We start from the raw sequence: 16,063 nt of genomic DNA, 5'->3' as shown, positions 1-16,063 counted from the left end.
ACATCAGTTCATCGGGAGGCCTTCACTTATCGCCCCATGTGATGAATCAGGAATCTACGCAGATTTTCATTTCTCACACGGAGGTACTGATAATGATAACACTTTCGCGGTACGAGACCGACATCCCTCCAGATTCGTCGGGCCGACCGTCGAAGAGTGCGGACGCCGATATCGATCCACTCCGTTGAGCGCCGCTGGTCGACCGAACCAAATCGATCGCCCAACGGCGGTCGACACACTGCACCTTACGATGGGCCTCCTTGCGTCGTCAATACGCTCAAGTTCTCGTACACCCCAGCGCTACTGTGAACGTCTTCTGGCTCGACGAGGACCCGCGGCTCGCGGCGCGGTATCACTGCGACCAGCACGTGAACAAACTGCTGCTCGAGGCCGCCCAGGTGCTCTGTACCGCGGCCCGCGAGAACGGCTCCGAGGAGGAGTTCCTCTACAAATCCACTCACACTGGACATCCCGTGACGCGGTGGGCGACCGAGTCTCGAGCCAACTGGCTCCGACTGCGCGAGCACGCCGAGGCGCTCAACGCGGAGTTCGTCGAACGATACGAGAAGGACGACGATCACGCCTCCTGGGAGGTGATCGAGCGGATCGATCCCGACCGAATCGCGTTTCCGAGCGACGAGCCGACACCTCGCCCGCAGGCGATGCCCGACGAGTACAGGCGACCCGGCGATCCGGTCGCAGCGTATCGGGCCTACTACGCCGGCGAGAAGGCCGACTGGGCCGAGTGGCGTTACACTGACGAGCCGCCGTGGCTCACCGAGTACGCGGCCGACCTCGAGTGATCAGACGGCGCGCGGTCGACGCCCCTTCGTCGTCGATCCGTCTTCAAACGACTGTTCAGTACCGAACCTCGAATCCGTCCTCGCCCTGTGGCTTTTCGAACTCGGCGTCGACGTCCTCGACCTCGGCCGCGGGACTCCCCGTGTGACACCACTCGATCATCGACTCGACGGCGTCTTCGGGCCCCTCGAAGATCGCCTCGACGCGGCCGTCCTCAAGGTTCCTCACCCAGCCGTCGATCCCCTTCTCTCGAGCCGTATCGCGGGTGTTCGCGCGATAGTAGACGCCCTGTACCGTCCCGGTGACAAAGACGTGTGCGCGGATTCGATCTGCCATGTGCGAGTTATCGACCGCGAGCGTCAAAAACCCGGCTTCGCGCCAGTCCAGTTTCGAGGCGATTACGATATACACCGGCCGCTACTTACTCGACGACGAGCGATGGGCATCATCGAACGCATCGAAGACGAGTATCTCGACGTCTCGAGCAGCCGCGCGACGATCCGGGAGCTGCTCGAGCTGTTCGTTGGCTCGATCGTCTTCGTACTCGGCGCGAGCGCCCTCGCATACTACCTGCTCGGCGGAACGGTCGCCCTCGCCGTGGCCGGACTCCTTACGGTAATTTTCGCCGTCACGCTCGTCTCGCAGGCGTACTGGGCGCTCACCGGGCGTGACGATTACAGGGAGTAGTCGATCATCACCGAACGGGCCGCTCACGCGCGACAGCGCGCTCCTTGGACTGCACACGGACGTAACTCTCACTTCGTGTCTTCGTACCGGCGAGCGCCGACAATCATGCGAGCGGTCAGCCCAAAGACCCCGAAGAGGAAGCCCGCCCAGACCAGTTCGGCGGCCGCGAACGCCGCCGTATACTTGACGGCGGCGACGAGCACGAGCAGCGCAGCGACGTAGAGCGTGTTCGTTCCGATGAACCTCGCCAACCCTTCCTCGTCGGTGACGCGGTCTGGATCGTAGCCTGCGATCAACTGGCCCATCCCGAAATACTTGATCAGGACGCCGAACGCCCCGACGAATCCAGCCGCGAGGAGGAGTGAAGCGACCGTCCCGTCAACCATACGCGGTTATTGACGGCGGGCCAACAAAACAATTTTGAGAACGAGTTCACTCCCCGGTTCGCAGGTGGTGGAAGATGTACGTCTGGGCGTAGCCCGCGTACTCCCCGCCCAGTCGCTCGCGGATCGCCCGCGAGGTGTCGGCGTAGGAGCCCCGATCGCAATCGGGGTAGTACTCCTCGATGGCCGACTTGATCCACGTGTCGAGCGGAACAGCCTCGTCGAACTCGAGCGAGAACAACAGGACGCAGTCGGCTACCTTGTCGCCGACGCCGACGAACTGCGTGAGATAGTCCCGGGCGGCCTCGTACTCGAGGGCTCGAGCCTCACCCGGATCTGCCTCGCCGTTCGCCACCATCTCGGCCGTGCGGACGACGTAGGGTGCCCGGTAACCGAGTCCGAGCTCCCGGAGTTCGGCTTCGGTCGCCGCCGCCAACTGGTCCGGCGTCGGAAACGCGTGGTAGGTTTCGCCGTCGAATTCGATCGCGTCGCCGTACTCGCGGGCCAGCGTCGAGACCATCGTGTGAATTCGACTGACGCGCATCTGGGCGGAGCAGATAAACGAGATCAGACAGCCGAAGGGCGGATCTTCGACCAGTCGCATCCCGCGGTGGGCGTCGTACGCCTCGCCGAGAAGCGGATCGTCCGGTGCGGCCGCCACGATGGCCTCGAGGTCGTCGTCCAGGCGAACCAGTCGACGGACGGTCGCCTCGGCGTCGGTGGTCGACTCCCACTCGAGGACGCCGTCGACCTGACGGATGCGGATCACGTCGCCCTCGACGACGGTAGCGTACCACGAGTCGCCCGGCTCCGCGCCGCCGTACATCTCGCCGTCGCCGCGTCGCCAGCAGTAGCTCTGGCCGCTCTCGAGCGTCCGGTACAGGTCGAGCCCGCCGGAGAGGCTGTCGACCGGAATCGTCCCTGTGTCCATCTGTCCGACCCTTCGGGAGCGGAGGCTTTTGCCTTTCGAACTGGCCGGCGACCGGCGTCGTCGGTCGTCGTGGTCGAAGCGTAGACCGAGGGACGGCGCAGCCGTTCGTGGAATCGGACTGAAATGAGGCGAACCTTCATACTGCAGGCGACACACTGTCTAGGTATGCACTGCAGGGTCGTCGTCGAAGCCGCCGTGCCGGTGTTCGACGTTGAGACGGAGGATGAGGCGATCCGTATCGCCATCTCGAAGACGGGCGAGATGCTGAACCCTGAGTTAAACTACGTCGAAATCAACATGGGCGAGCGCACGACGCCATCGGGGGAGGAGCTGCCGCCCGCCTTCATCGCGGCCGACGAAGCACTCGTCGCGCTCGAGTTGGAGATGTCCGTCTTCAACGTCGAGCGCGAGGAACACGCCTCGCGAATCGCTCGCAAGGAGATCGGACAGCGACTCGAGAACATCCCGCTCGAGGTTATCAGCATCGAGGAGTTCGAGGACGAGGACGAAGACGACGAGTCTGCGGACGACGAGACGGAATCGACCGACGAGACGGAGTCGGATGACGACGAGTCGTCCGAGACGGATTCCGAAGCGACGGAGTCGGATGACGACGAAATCCTTCCCGAGTTCGAGGATCTGGTCGAGTAGCTCGTCCCGAGTTCGAGGATCGAATCGAGCACCCGACGCTCGTTTTTGATGACCTTATCGATCGTTACCTGCTGGAACGATGCCGTAATCCGAGTTGCGTAGAACCGAACCCGTATGTCGTCGACGAAACCGACCGAAACGGTCGACCAGAAGACACGTCTCGCCAGTCAATTGTAGCGTACTCGAAGGAGACGACGTGTTTCTCAGTCTGCAGTAGCGGCAACTGCTTCCTGCTCCCCCTCGCGCATATTCATCGTGATTCCCCCTGCGAGTGCAAAGACAGCAGCTTTGTGATCTGTTTTCGATTTGTGAATCGATGTCGGTCGGATCCCGAGCGTTTCGTACTCCTCGAGATCAATCTGACAGTCGTCCCACGCCGCACACTGGTTCGATACCTCCGCGAGAAGGCCGTGAAGGTGAATGAGCTCCTGCTTCTTCATAACCATCCAATCCTACCCACTGCAGGGTTATATTATTATCTTGAGTCGCGTTAACACGCAACCCCTACTCGAACCAGGGTATGTCACCGGCTAGATGACAACGAAGGTCGTCCCTGCCGAGCAGAAATCGCCCGAAAGGGACGGCTACAAGCAAGTATTACCGTCGTAAATCACGTGTTCGTCTCAGTTTCCAATGGCACTACTTCGGAGAGTTAAACGGTCACTACTGTTGGACCGAACGCGAGAAGTGATGACGTCGGTCGGCGTTAACCGAGTTGTTTCAGCGTCTGGAGATCGCGGTCCGTTCGCATGAACTCGGAGAGCCGTCGGGATGCGTGACAGTTCGGGCAGTGAAACATCGCGGTGGATTCAGGGAGGTCACCCGGGGTAATCTGCCACTCTTTCGTACATTCAGGACACAACAGCTGGACGGTCGTCTGGTCCATGTCACGGTATTACACACCACGCCTCAAAAGTGTTGCCGCACGGTTACTCACGAACCGACCGATCCGCACCTCCCGACGCCACACCGATACCGCCGATGACAGATCCCCGAACGACGTCGGTTACGCGGGGGCTGCCGTGTCGGAGGCTTCGAGGAGTTCCTTGTAGCGGTTTCGGATCGTGACCTCGGAGATGCTCGCGACCTCGCTGACGTCGTTCTGCGTGACCTTCTCGTTGGTCAACAGCGCGGCGGCGTAGACGGCGGCGGCCGCGAGGCCGACCGGCGACTTGCCGCTGTGGACGCCTTCCTGACGTGCGGACTCGAGCAGTTCGCGGGCCATGCGTTCGGTCTCGTCCGAGAGGTCGAGATCGCTGACGAATCGCGGGACGTACTGTTCGGGGTCAGCGGGTTTGACCTCGAGGCCGAGTTCCCGAATGATGTACCGGTAGGTTCGGGTTAGCTCCATCTTCTCGACGCGGCTGACGGCCGAGATCTCGTCGAGACTGCGGGGCGTGTTCGCCTGGCGCGCGGCGGCGTACAGCGAGGCCGTCGCGACACCCTCGATCGACCGGCCCGGGAGGAGGTCCTCCTCGAGGGCGCGTCGGTAGATCACGCTGGCGGTCTCGCGAACGTTCTCCGGCAGGCCGAGGGCGCTGGCCATGCGGTCGATCTCGCCCAGCGCCTGCTTGAGGTTGCGCTCCTTCGAGTCGCGGGTACGGAAGCGCTCGTTCCAGGTGCGAAGCCGCTGCATCTTCTGGCGCTGGCGACTCGAGAGGGCGCGGCCGTAGGCGTCTTTATCCTGCCAGCCGATGTTGGTCGACAGCCCCTGGTCGTGCATCATGTTCGTCGTCGGCGCGCCGACGCGGGACTTCTTGTCCTTCTCGGCGGCGTCGAAGGCGCGCCACTCGGGACCGCGATCGATCTCGTCTTCCTCGACGACGAGGCCGCAGTCCTCACAAACCGTCTCCGCGTGTTCGGCGTCCGAGAGGACCCGGCCGCCACACTCGGGGCAGGTTTCTCGCTCACCCGACGTCTCGGTCGGTTCTTCGCGCTCTTCCTCGTCGGTATAGGTTCTGATTGTGGTCTCTGTCATGGTGTATCGAGATGGTTATTCGGGGCTCCCGGGTGGGGTATCCAGAAGAAACCCGGTCGCCTCGGCTAACGTATAGTAATACCGTTAAGCGTATAAAGCTTTCGTCTTCTTTATAAACTAATCGCCTTTCCCATTATATATGTTTCGGTTATATATCGATTAATCATGCTGGACACGGCGTCGGGTTGGATCCGAAGGTGGTTGCGTCCACGTGGCGGGCCGACCCGCTGATTTCGGGGATCGGCCGGGCTCCCAATCCTCGGGTAATGGTTTGGTATCTCCCAATAGAAATGTGGGGGCAAAAATGATTGGGGCGACGAGCCTGAACGTTTCGTATCGGCTGCTGAAACTGTGTCCCGGAGCGCCCACAAAACGGACGCGGGCACTCCGTCGCAGACATCACAGTCCGCCTCAGTTGCTCCGTCGAACGATCGCTGCTGCAACGAGCAGTGCAACGACAGCGACGACGACACCGAAGCCGGGGACACTATCGTCAGCTGTGTCCGTTTCGTCGTCAGTATCAATCTCGTCATTATCTGCGTCCATCCCGTCGTCGCCATCCGTTCCGTCGTCACCGTTCATTCCGTCGTCATCGTCCATCTCATCGCTATCGACCATCACGCTCGAGGAGGTCATGATCGGATCGGCTCCCGCCACGTACGGGCCGTCGTCCGCTCCGTCGCTCTCGAGGAAGTCGTACTGTTCGTTGTCGTTGGTGTCGAGATGTGCCATCGCGAAGACGTCCTCGTCAGCCGTCAGTGGATCGTCGAGGGTGATCTCGATGTCTTCGTGAGTGCCTGGACCGAGGTACTCGCTCGTGCCGCGAACGCTCTCGAAGACTGCACCGTCTGTGAGCGTGCTATCGTGAATCGTCACGAAGCCGCCATCGTGAAGCGTCACCGAGTCGACGGTGACCGTTTCGCCGTCACTCTGCTGGTCGGCGGTTGCAAGGCTCGCGGGCACGGTCACTTTCGCGGTGTCGACCACGGCGTCACCGTCTGCGGTGTACGGACCGTCTTCCTCGCCTTCACTCGCGGGGAAGTCGTACATCTCGTTGTCGTTCGTATCCTGGTGGGCCATCGGAACGATCGTCTGGCTGGCCGTCAGTCGCTCGTCGAGTGCGATCTCGACGTTAGTGTGCGTGCCGGCCTCGAGGTAGTCGCTCGTGCCGACGACGCTCCCGAAGACGTCGCCTTCGAACAGGCTCGCATCGTGAATCGTCACGAAGCCACCCTCGGAAACGTCGACGCGGTCGACGGTCACGGTGTGACCGTCAGAGGCCTGTGCCGAGGCCGAGACCGCGGCCGACACGTCGACCTCGCCATCGTCCATTACGATGTCACCGTCAGTGGTGTACGGGCCGTCCTCCTCGCCGTCAGTCGCCGGGAAGTCGTACGTCTCGTTGTCGTTCGTGTCCAGATGCGCCATCGCGAACAGCGTGTCGTCGTCCTCGAGTTCGTCGTCGAGGTGGATTACGACGTCGTGGTGGAGTCCGGCCTCGAGGTAGTCGCTCGTCCCGCGGATGCTCTCGAAGACTGCACCGTCTGCGAGCGTGCTGTCGTGCATCGTTACGAAGCCACCCTCGGGGACGAAGACCTCGTCCACGACGACGGAGCTCCCACCGGAGGACTGCGCTGCGAAGTCGACAGTGGCGTCCTCGCTGATGGTGACGTCGGTCGGCGCCATGACCGGGTCGCCGTCAGCGTTAGCGTAGGGGCCGTCTTCGCTCCCCTCGGTCGCCGGGAAGTCGTACTGCTCGTTGTTGTTCGTGTCCTGGTGTGCCATCGGGAACACCGTGTCATCGTCCTCGAGCGGGTCGTCGAGACCGATTCGAACGTTCTCGTGAACGCCTGCCTCGAGGTACGCACTCGTGCCGCGGATGCTCTCGAAGACTGCACCGTCCGCGATGGAGCTGTCGTGAACCGTCACGAAGCCACCCTCCGACAGTTCGACGCGGTCGACGACGACGTTCTCGCCGGTCGTCGGCTGCTCGCTCATCTCGATGTCGGCCGAGACGGTAACCTCGGCGTCTTCCATCACGATGTCACCGTCGACGGTGTAGGGGCCGTCTGTCCCGCCGTTACTCGAGACGAACGAGTAGATCCGGTCGTTGTCAGTGTCCATGTGTGGCATCGCGAACAGCGTGTCGTCGTCCTCGAGCGGTTTCTCGAGGTCGACGACGACGTCTTCGTGCGTGCCGGCTTCGAGATACGCACTCGAGCCGACCACACTGCCGAGCACGTCGCCATCGTCGAGCGAACTGTCGTGAACCGTCACGAAGCCGCCGTCGGGGACGGTGACCTCGTCGACGACGACCGTTGAGCCGCCCGAGGTCTGTGCCTCGAAGGTCACCGCCGCGTGATCGTGTTTGTATTCCTGTCCGGCGTCGACCGATGCAGCCGTTGCACCGGTGGCGCCCGCCGTGCCGGCCAGCATCGCGCTGGACAGAACGATGATTCCCATCAGTACTGCGCTGTATTGGCGCATGGCCCACACTGCCCCGGTTACTTAAAAGAAGATTTTCCAAACTCCGACCTGATTACCGTGGAAATACGACCGAACTCGGACCCAAATTCGACCCCAGATCGGAACTCGAGTTCCGAAGTGACAGGGATTGCACTAAGTGATGGCTGATACTTGCAGTTTCACTGCGAAGTGCTGGTGTCGAGAAGTGAAATACGCGGGCAGCAGTCGAACGCCGGTTCAATCGAGCGTGATCCACAGCAAGAACGTCAGCCCGATCGTCTGGGCGACGTTAATCGCCATCTGCGTCTGCCAGACGATCACCGGAACCAGCGACTCGTCGTGCCACCACGCCGAAAGCGTCGGATCGATCAGGTAGTAGTAGAGGACGAGTCCGTTCTCGAGCAACAGAAAACACGCAAAGACTAGGAGTCCGAGCGTGTGCTTCGACCTGAACGTCAGGTAGTTGCGCCCCCAGATGTAGCTCAGGCCGAGCAACAGTACGACGTTGAGCACGGTTGTTGCCTGCGCAACGGTAATCCAGAGGCTCATCGTGTCTCCCGTTTGAAGTCGGTCGGGATATACTCTTTCCCAAATTCGTCCATAGTTACTCCACCTTTTCGATTATTTGTTCGACAGTGTCCCAGTGACGGCGCGTGCGGTCGGTTGGCAGATAAATCGCGCCGTAATCGTCGCCGCTTTTCGTGACGATATCGTTCTCGAGGAGAACGTCCAGATGGTGGCGAATCGTCTTGTAGTCGAGACCGAGGTCCTCTGCAAGCTGATTCGCGTTTCGTGGCTGCTCGTCGAGTGTACTGAGGATCCGGACGCGGTTCGCACCGCCGCGAGTTCCGGTCAGTACGTACCACAGAGCCGCCTCCATTACCCTCTCTCAGTTACTCCACTCCCTTAACATACTATGATAGGAGACACTGTCACCGGATCGAATGCTCGCCGTCGGATTCGTTCCGGGCTACCGGCCCCGTTGAAATCAATAATCGGTGATAGTTTCGTACGGCCGTGCTGAATCCACGGCGCGAATGCAACACGAGTCAGAACTTGATCAACAGTAATGGATACTCAATACGGGAGGCTGTACGACTCGATTGCTCCAAAAATACTTATTGATTGAAAAGAGATCTTTTGTATGAAACGGCGTACCTTTGTTTCGGGCTCGATTCCTCTCTGCTCGGGGCTTGCTGGATGTACGGGGCTGTTCTCTGATTCTCAGATGCTCTCCGTGGCCGTCTTTAACCAGTCCGAGAGTTCCTACACAATCGAAATGGCTTTTTCACGAACAGACGGAGACCTCTCCAGAAGCGAAGCCCAGACGTTCTCAGGATCGATCGATATCGAACCGGACGAGCAAACTGTCCGTAAAGAGGTTGCTGAACGACAGCGGTATCTCATAGCGTACAGCCTCTTTGAGGACAATTCCTTTCTAACTGAACAAGACCACTTCCACTACTATCCGGGCGACGAGGATGAGAGCGGTAGTCTGGTGTTTGACATTAATTCGGCAGGAAGCCTGACGCGAAGGTGGGCCATTTGAACGGCTAGCGATCGACTGATTCAGCACGAGCTGCTTGAAACAAACGGCGCCGGGTTGCTGTATCCTCCTTTCGTATTCGACAGGTGACTCTCCTCTGCTACTGCGGGTTTCAACGCTGCTGGGCTCCCTCGTCAAACGGTGAACAGGTGTCCCTCCGTCGGGACGTCGAACAATCCGACGCGCGCGCCGGCGTCGAGCCACGCGTGGCCGTATGAAAACGACGCCAGCGCGTTGACGCGGTCGCCCTCCTCGCGGAAGTGCCGGCCGTCCTCGAGATACGAGGCCGCCATCTCGTAACACTCGGCTGCCGCCTCGGCCATCGGCGTTCCGTCCGGTGGGGCGATCGACGCTTCCTCGAGCGCCTCTGCGAGCAACTCCCCGTAGCGATCCGTTTTCTCCTCGAGATCCGCAGCCATACTCGGTGATTGGCCGTGGGTACCGTAACAGTGTCGTCAGCGAGTCGCGTCTCAGCGGCGGAGACTGTCCCAGATATCGAACGGTTCGACCGTGAACACGAAGGAAACGCGTTCGACGGCGTTAACGCCTTCATAGGTTTGAAACCCGGGGTGTTGCACTCGAGCGTGCGACAGATCGAGGTGTTCGTGCCGGACGACAGGTGCAACGACGCGCTCGCGGTCCTCGACGACGAGGGGATCGACTACGTCCGGACCGCCGAAGCCGGCGACGGGACTAGCGGGGAACTCATCAGCTTCCCGCTCCCGCCCCAAGCGGTCGAACGCGTGCTCTCGTCGCTTCGAGAGGCCGGAATCGACGACGAGTTCGTCGTCGTCTCCTCGATCGAGACGGCGCGAACGCCGCGGATCGACGAACTCGAGCAGCGATACGTCAACGGTCAGGAAGAAGACGATAGCATCGCCCACGAAGAGATCCGGTCTCGAGCGATGAACATGACGCCGGGTCGGGTCACCTACTACGCGATGACCGTGTTGAGCGCGATCGTCGCGACCGCGGGACTCCTCCTCGACTCGCCGGCGATCGTCGTCGGTTCGATGGTGATCGCGCCGCAGGTCAGTGCAGCGCTGACGGGCACCGTGGGCCTCGCGCTCGACGACCGCGAGATGGTCGTCGACGGACTCACGTCGCTGGCATTCGGGCTCGTGGTCGCCATCGCCAGTGCGTTCGTCTTCGCTTGGATCGTTCGCTCCGGCGGCGTCGTCCCATCGACGATCGACATCACCGCCATCGTCCAAGTCCAGAACCGAATCTCGCCCGGGCTACTCGCGATCGTCGTCGGGATCTGTGCCGGTGCGGCGGGAGCGTTCGGCCTCGCGACGGCAATTCCCGTCTCGCTGGTCGGCGTGATGATCGCCGTCGCCCTCATCCCGGCGGCCGCGGCGGTCGGTATCGGGCTGGCCTGGGGTAACGTCTCCGTCGCGCTCGGCGCGTTCGTGCTGGTCGCGGTCAACGCCACGTCGATCCTCTTCTCCGGGCTCGCCGTCTTCTGGTATCTGGGATATCGACCCGACGGCTGGACGCGCGGCTCGATTCGGGAGAATCTCACCGATGAGTGGGTCGACACGCTCGCCGTCGTCGTCGTTCTGGGCGTGATCGTGCTCTCCGTGGGCGGCCTCGTGTTGGGACAGTACGTCTTCTACGAGAACAGCGTCAACGACGAGGTTCGTACCGTCCTCGACGACGACGAGTACGATGACCTCGAACTCGTCGAGGTGCGAACCGAGTTCGTCGGTGCCGGTATCGACGACGAATCGGACGTTACCGTCGTCGTCCAGCGGCCCGCCGACGCGCCGTACCCGAATCTCGTCGCCGATCTCGAGACGGCCCTCGAGGATCGGACCGACCGCGACGTCGCCGTCGTCGTCGAGTTCGTCGACGCGGCGCGGTCTACCGAGACCTAACGACGACACAGGACGTCACAGGAGCCATCCTCGCGTTGCTGAGAACGCAAGCGGTTTAGGCACTCTGTCCCAACTCGTACCCATGAGCGAACAGCCTCGAGTCGAGATCTATACCAAAGAGGACTGTCCGTACTGCGACAAAGCCAAGGATCTCTTCGACGCGAAGGGAGTCGAGTACGAGACGTACAACGTCACGGGCGACGACGACCTCTTCGAGGAGATGGTCGAGCGAGCGAACGGTCGCAAGACGGCCCCCGAAGTGTTCATCGACGACGAACTGATCGGCGGCTGGGACGAGACCAGCGCCCTCGACGAGACGGGCGAACTGGACGCGAAACTGGGCATCGAAAGCGATACCGAGGACGGCGAGGTGCTCGAACACCGCAAACTGATCATCGCCGGAACCGGAATCGCCGGACTGACCGCAGCGATCTACGCCGGCCGCGGAGACAACGAGCCGCTGGTCATCGAGGGCGACGAACCCGGCGGCCAGCTCACGCTAACCACCGACGTGGCGAACTACCCCGGCTTCCCCGAGGGGATCGGCGGCCCCGAACTGGTCAACAACATGAAAGAGCAGGCCACGCAGTTCGGTGCCGAGCTGAAAAACGGCATCATCGAGACCGTCGACGCGGACACCAAGCCGTTCCGCGTCGAGCTAACCAACGGCGACGTCTACACCGCAGACGCCGTGATCGCCGCCTCCGGCGCGAGCGCGCGAACGCTCGGGATTCCGGGCGAAGAGGAGCTGATGGGGTACGGCCTCTCGACGTGTGCCACCTGCGACGGCGCGTTCTTCCGCGACGAGGACATGCTCGTCGTCGGCGGCGGCGACGCCGCGATGGAGGAAGCGACCTTCCTGACCAAGTTCGCCGACACCGTCTACATCGCCCACCGGCGCGAGGAGTTCCGCGCCGAACAGTACTGGGTCAACCGCGTCCAGGAGAAAGTCGAGGCGGGCGAGATCGAGATCATGAAGAACACGGAAGTGACCGAACTCCACGGCTCGCAGAAAGCGGGCATCGACCACGTCACCCTCGTCCGCAACGACAAGGGCCACCCCACCGACCGCCTCGACGACCCCGAGACCGAGACGTTCGAGTTCGACGTCGGCGCCGTCTTCTTCGCGATCGGTCACACGCCGAACACGGACTATCTCGAGGGCACCGGCGTCCAGATGGACGACGAGGGCTACCTCCGAACCCAGGGCGGCGACGGCGGCGGCCAGACCGAGACCGACGTCCCTGGCATCTTCGGCGCCGGCGACGTCGTCGACTTCCACTACCAGCAGGCCGTGACGGCCGCCGGAATGGGGTCGAAGGCCGCACTCGACGCCGACGAGTACCTCGAGGATCTCGAGCGCGCGGAGGCGACGAGCGAGGGCGAGGCCGTCGCCGCGGACGACTGATCGCAGAAGGACCGCTTCTGTATCGCTGTTTGATATGGTTTTCGGGAAGCCGTACCGATAGTACGGACGAGCGATCGACCGTACCGGTCCGCCGCTCTCGACACCTCCTGACTACCGTATTTCTATCTCGTGGCCGGCCACTCGAGACGCCGTTTGCGGCCCGATAGATAGGGTTTACGGCCGTTCGGGGTCGAAAGACCGGAAGACCTACACCGGCTGTGTGACGAGGGGGCAACATGACCGTTCGATCCGCTATCGTCCTCGCCGCGGGAGAAGGAAAGCGGCTCCGGCCGCTGACGGAACACCGGCCCAAACCCATGCTTCCCGCCGCTACCGACCCGATACTGGCCCACGTCTTCGACGCGCTGATCGCTGCCGGAATCGCGGAGCTAACCGTGGTCGTCGGCTACGGACGGAATCGCGTCCAGTCGCACTTCGGCTCGACGTACCGTGACGTCCCCGTGACCTACGTGACCCAGGAGAAACAGCTCGGAAGCGGTCACGCGCTGGCGGCTGCCGAACCGACGATGGCGGGTCCGTCGCTCGTCGTGAACGGCGACCAGCTCGTCGACCGACGGATCGTCGAGGACGTCATCGACGCCCACGGGGAGACCGACGACGCCGCGGCGACCATCGGTGCGATCCAGCACCGCGATGTCTCCGAGTACGGCGGCGTCCTCCTCGAGCCCGACGACGCGGAGGGGTCGTCCCGCCGGGTCACCGAAATCGTGGAGAATCCGACCGACGGACGAAGCTACCTGCTCAACGCTGGCGTCTACGCCCTCGAGACGCGCGCGTTCGATACCGTCCGGAGTGCGAACTCCCAAAGCGGGGAACACTCGCTCGTGGACGGACTCGCCGCGTTGATCGACAGCGACGAGCCGGTTCGAGGCGTTAGCTCGGAGGGGATCTGGATCGACGCGACCTATCCCTGGGACTTGCTCGAGGTCGCCGACGCCCTCCTCGAGAACGATGACGGCGTCGAGAGCACGACCGCGGCGTCCGCCCGAATTCACGAGCGCGCGACGATCCGCGGTCCAGTCGTCATCGCCGACGATTGCGTCGTCGGGCCCGGCGCGGTGATCGGTCCCAACGTGTGTCTCGGCGAGAACGTCACCGTCGGATCGAACGTCGTCTGCGAGCACAGCGTCGTGGACGCCGATACGCGGATCGGTCCGAACGCCACGCTCGTCGACTGCGTGACCGGACGCGGCGTCCGGATCGGCGCCGGCTCGACCGTCGTCGGCGGCCCGGGCGACGTCCACGTCGGTGATCGGATCCACCGAAACGAGGCTCTCGGCGCGCTCATCGCCGACCGCGTCCGCGACGGGGGCGGCGTGACCTACGCGCCGGGGGCGATCGTCGGCTCGAGCGCCGTCATCGGCTCCGGAACGACCGTCACCGGGACGATCGACTCCGAGACGGAGGTCCGGTCCTGATGTGCGGCATCGTCGGCTACGTCGGATCGCGCGACGCGATCGACGTCCTGCTGAACGGACTCTCCGGCCTCGAGTACCGCGGCTACGATTCTGCAGGTGTAGCGCTGGCGAACGGAACGCTCGCAGTTCACAAGCGGGAGGGCGAACTCGCCGCGCTCGAGTCGACGCTGCCGACCGCGGAACTGCGCGAACGCTCGATCGGCATCGGGCACACGCGCTGGAGCACGCACGGGCCGCCCTTGGACGTCAACGCACACCCGCACACGGACGCCGAGGGACGCGTCGCCGTCGTCCACAACGGGATCATCGAGAACTATCAGTCGTTACGGGACGAACTCGCGGCCGACGGCGTCACGTTCGAGAGCGAGACCGACACCGAGGTCGTCCCGCACCTGATCGGCCGCGCCCTCGAGGAGGGAATGGCTCCGGAAGCCGCGTTTCGCGCCGCCATCGACCGGATCGAGGGGAGCTACGCCATCGCGGCGGTCTTCGCCGGCTCGGAGACGGTCTACGCCACCCGACAGGCGTCGCCGCTGGTGCTCGGCATCGGCGACGACGGCTACTACCTCGCGAGCGACGCGCCGGCCTTTATCGACTACACCGACCGCGTCGTCTATCTGGAAGACGGCGAGTTCGCCCGGCTCTCGCCCGAGGCTGTCGTTGTCACGGACTCGAGCGGAACCGTCGTCGAACCGTCCGTCGAGACGATCGAGTGGGACGCCGAGGACGCCGGCAAGAGCGGGTACGACCACTACATGCTCAAGGAGATCCACGAACAGCCGACGGCGCTGCGGCAGTGTCTTCGCGGTCGCGTGGACGAACTGACAGGGACGGTGAGCCTCGAGGAACTCGACGCGCTCGAGTCGTCGTCGCCGGTGCAGTTCGTCGCCTGCGGAACGTCCTACCACGCCGCCCTGTTCGGGGCCACGCTGCTACGCGACCGCGGCGTCCCGGCCCAGTCGTTTCTCGCCAGCGAGTACTCGACCGACCGGATTCCCGTCGACCCGTCGACGCTCGTCATCGGCGTCACGCAGAGCGGCGAGACCGCGGATACGATGCGCGCGTTGCGGGAGGCGAACCGCGCCGGCGCGCAGACGGTCGCCGTGACGAACACCGTCGGCAGTTCGGCGGCGCGGGAGTGCGACCACGCGCTGTACATTCGCGCCGGGCCAGAGATCGGCGTCGCCGCGACCAAGACGTTCGCGAGCCAGCAGGTCGCGTTGACGCTGCTCGCGTGTCGGCTGAGCGACGGGTCGAACCACGACGTGATTCGGGCGCTTCGCGACGTTCCCGACCAGGTCCAGACCGTCCTCGATACCTCGCAGTCGACCGAGATCGCCGCGGAGTACGCCGGGTCGGACGCCTTCTTCTTCATCGGACGGGGCTACCAGTACCCCGTCGCGCTCGAGGGCGCGCTCAAACTGAAGGAGATCTCCTATTGCCACGCCGAGGGCTTCGCCGCCGGCGAGTTGAAACACGGCCCGTTGGCGCTCGTGACCGAGGAGACGCCGGTCTTCGCGCTCGTCACCGGCGACGACGAACGGGCCCACAAAACCGTCAGCAACGTCAAGGAAGTCGAGGCTCGCGACGCGCCCGTCGTGGCGGTGACGGACGGGCAGACCGACGTCGAACGGTACGCGGATCACGTCCTCGAGGTACCGGCGTCGAACGAAATCGGCGCGGCGGTCACCGCGAACGTCCAGTTACAACTGCTCGCCTACTGGGTCGCCCATCGCCTGGGTCGATCGATCGACAAACCGCGACACCTCGCGAAGAGCGTAACGGTGGAGTGATGGCTCGGACTGAAGCCGTCGTCCGAACGCGACGAAACGGGGTCGTCACTGCCGACTCGGAGCGAAAACGTGATGAGTCCGTACACTCACGTGATGGGCA

At 63.0% G+C, this 16,063-nt stretch carries 18 protein-coding genes; 8 read left to right on the top strand and 10 right to left on the bottom strand.

Translation table 11 applies throughout. The annotated features are described in order from the left end of the window. Positions 1-305: 305 nt before the first annotated feature. Positions 306-803 (top strand): hypothetical protein, encoded by a 498-nt coding sequence (locus ACSFC5_RS05890; protein WP_440764313.1) that lies wholly within the window; start codon positions 306-308, stop codon positions 801-803. Positions 804-858: 55 nt separating this feature from the next. Here ACSFC5_RS05890 and ACSFC5_RS05885 read toward each other — a convergent pair whose 3' ends face one another. Continuing rightward, complete coding sequence (locus tag ACSFC5_RS05885) at positions 859-1,137, bottom strand: acylphosphatase (protein ID WP_440764312.1); 279 nt, start codon at positions 1,135-1,137, stop codon at positions 859-861. Between the two features lie 102 nt (positions 1,138-1,239). Between ACSFC5_RS05885 and ACSFC5_RS05880 the strand changes: the two genes are divergently transcribed. Further along, positions 1,240-1,488 (top strand): hypothetical protein, encoded by a 249-nt coding sequence (locus tag ACSFC5_RS05880; protein ID WP_440764311.1) that lies wholly within the window; start codon positions 1,240-1,242, stop codon positions 1,486-1,488. Positions 1,489-1,556: 68 nt separating this feature from the next. On the opposite strand, the gene ACSFC5_RS05875 is transcribed toward ACSFC5_RS05880, so the two are convergent. Both ACSFC5_RS05875 and ACSFC5_RS05870 read right to left on the bottom strand, forming a co-directional pair. Beyond that, positions 1,557-1,874 carry a DUF3784 domain-containing protein gene (locus tag ACSFC5_RS05875; protein WP_440764310.1) on the bottom strand — a complete coding sequence of 106 codons (318 nt, stop codon included), beginning with the start codon at positions 1,872-1,874 and terminating at the stop codon, positions 1,557-1,559. Between the two features lie 46 nt (positions 1,875-1,920). After that, a complete protein-coding gene (locus tag ACSFC5_RS05870) occupies positions 1,921-2,802 on the bottom strand; it encodes a DNA-3-methyladenine glycosylase family protein (RefSeq protein WP_440764309.1) in 882 nt (293 codons plus the stop codon). A 165-nt stretch (positions 2,803-2,967) separates the two neighbouring features. Here ACSFC5_RS05870 and ACSFC5_RS05865 point away from each other — a divergent pair, with 165 nt between their 5' ends. Then, positions 2,968-3,453 carry a DUF555 domain-containing protein gene (locus tag ACSFC5_RS05865; protein WP_440764308.1) on the top strand — a complete coding sequence of 162 codons (486 nt, stop codon included), beginning with the start codon at positions 2,968-2,970 and terminating at the stop codon, positions 3,451-3,453. 203 nt (positions 3,454-3,656) lie between these two features. On the opposite strand, the gene ACSFC5_RS05860 is transcribed toward ACSFC5_RS05865, so the two are convergent. The 6 genes from ACSFC5_RS05860 to ACSFC5_RS05835 form a co-directional block, all read right to left on the bottom strand. Beyond that, positions 3,657-3,893: a UPF0058 family protein gene (locus ACSFC5_RS05860; protein ID WP_006090682.1), complete on the bottom strand. Its 237-nt coding sequence runs from the start codon at positions 3,891-3,893 to the stop codon at positions 3,657-3,659. 266 nt (positions 3,894-4,159) lie between these two features. Then, positions 4,160-4,339 (bottom strand): DUF7836 family putative zinc-binding protein, encoded by a 180-nt coding sequence (locus ACSFC5_RS05855; protein WP_027119191.1) that lies wholly within the window; start codon positions 4,337-4,339, stop codon positions 4,160-4,162. Positions 4,340-4,459: 120 nt separating this feature from the next. Further along, positions 4,460-5,431, bottom strand: coding sequence for a transcription initiation factor IIB (locus tag ACSFC5_RS05850; RefSeq protein WP_440764307.1), 972 nt, complete (start codon positions 5,429-5,431; stop codon positions 4,460-4,462). 411 nt (positions 5,432-5,842) lie between these two features. Next, a complete protein-coding gene (locus ACSFC5_RS05845) occupies positions 5,843-7,867 on the bottom strand; it encodes a DUF7282 domain-containing protein (protein ID WP_440765025.1) in 2,025 nt (674 codons plus the stop codon). Positions 7,868-8,134: 267 nt separating this feature from the next. Next, positions 8,135-8,446: a DUF8036 family membrane protein gene (locus tag ACSFC5_RS05840; RefSeq protein ID WP_440764306.1), complete on the bottom strand. Its 312-nt coding sequence runs from the start codon at positions 8,444-8,446 to the stop codon at positions 8,135-8,137. Between the two features lie 55 nt (positions 8,447-8,501). After that, a complete protein-coding gene (locus ACSFC5_RS05835; RefSeq protein ID WP_440764305.1) occupies positions 8,502-8,777 on the bottom strand; it encodes an ArsR/SmtB family transcription factor in 276 nt (91 codons plus the stop codon). Positions 8,778-9,041: 264 nt separating this feature from the next. On the opposite strand from ACSFC5_RS05835, the gene ACSFC5_RS05830 reads away from it, so the two are divergent. Beyond that, on the top strand, positions 9,042-9,446 hold the full coding sequence (locus ACSFC5_RS05830) for a hypothetical protein (protein ID WP_440764304.1): 405 nt from the start codon (positions 9,042-9,044) through the stop codon (positions 9,444-9,446). A gap of 131 nt (positions 9,447-9,577) precedes the next feature. Here ACSFC5_RS05830 and ACSFC5_RS05825 read toward each other — a convergent pair whose 3' ends face one another. Continuing rightward, positions 9,578-9,862, bottom strand: coding sequence for a DUF357 domain-containing protein (locus ACSFC5_RS05825; protein ID WP_440764303.1), 285 nt, complete (start codon positions 9,860-9,862; stop codon positions 9,578-9,580). 165 nt (positions 9,863-10,027) lie between these two features. On the opposite strand from ACSFC5_RS05825, the gene ACSFC5_RS05820 reads away from it, so the two are divergent. From ACSFC5_RS05820 to glmS, 4 genes are all read left to right on the top strand, one after another. Beyond that, a complete protein-coding gene (locus tag ACSFC5_RS05820) occupies positions 10,028-11,323 on the top strand; it encodes a TIGR00341 family protein (protein WP_440764302.1) in 1,296 nt (431 codons plus the stop codon). Positions 11,324-11,405: 82 nt separating this feature from the next. Continuing rightward, positions 11,406-12,731, top strand: a complete 1,326-nt coding sequence (locus ACSFC5_RS05815) for an FAD-dependent oxidoreductase (RefSeq protein ID WP_440764301.1) — start codon at positions 11,406-11,408, stop codon at positions 12,729-12,731. A gap of 236 nt (positions 12,732-12,967) precedes the next feature. Beyond that, a complete protein-coding gene (locus tag ACSFC5_RS05810) occupies positions 12,968-14,170 on the top strand; it encodes a sugar phosphate nucleotidyltransferase (RefSeq protein ID WP_440764300.1) in 1,203 nt (400 codons plus the stop codon). After that, on the top strand, positions 14,170-15,963 hold the full coding sequence (gene glmS / locus ACSFC5_RS05805; protein ID WP_440764299.1) for a glutamine--fructose-6-phosphate transaminase (isomerizing): 1,794 nt from the start codon (positions 14,170-14,172) through the stop codon (positions 15,961-15,963). The genes ACSFC5_RS05810 and glmS overlap by 1 nt, the downstream gene beginning before the upstream one ends. Positions 15,964-16,063 lie beyond the last annotated feature (100 nt).

Source organism: Natronorubrum marinum (assembly GCF_052040125.1).
Lineage (GTDB): Archaea > Halobacteriota > Halobacteria > Halobacteriales > Natrialbaceae > Natronorubrum.
The sequence above is the reverse complement of the archived record's forward strand: the minus strand, read 5'-3'. Positions and strand labels throughout refer to the sequence as shown.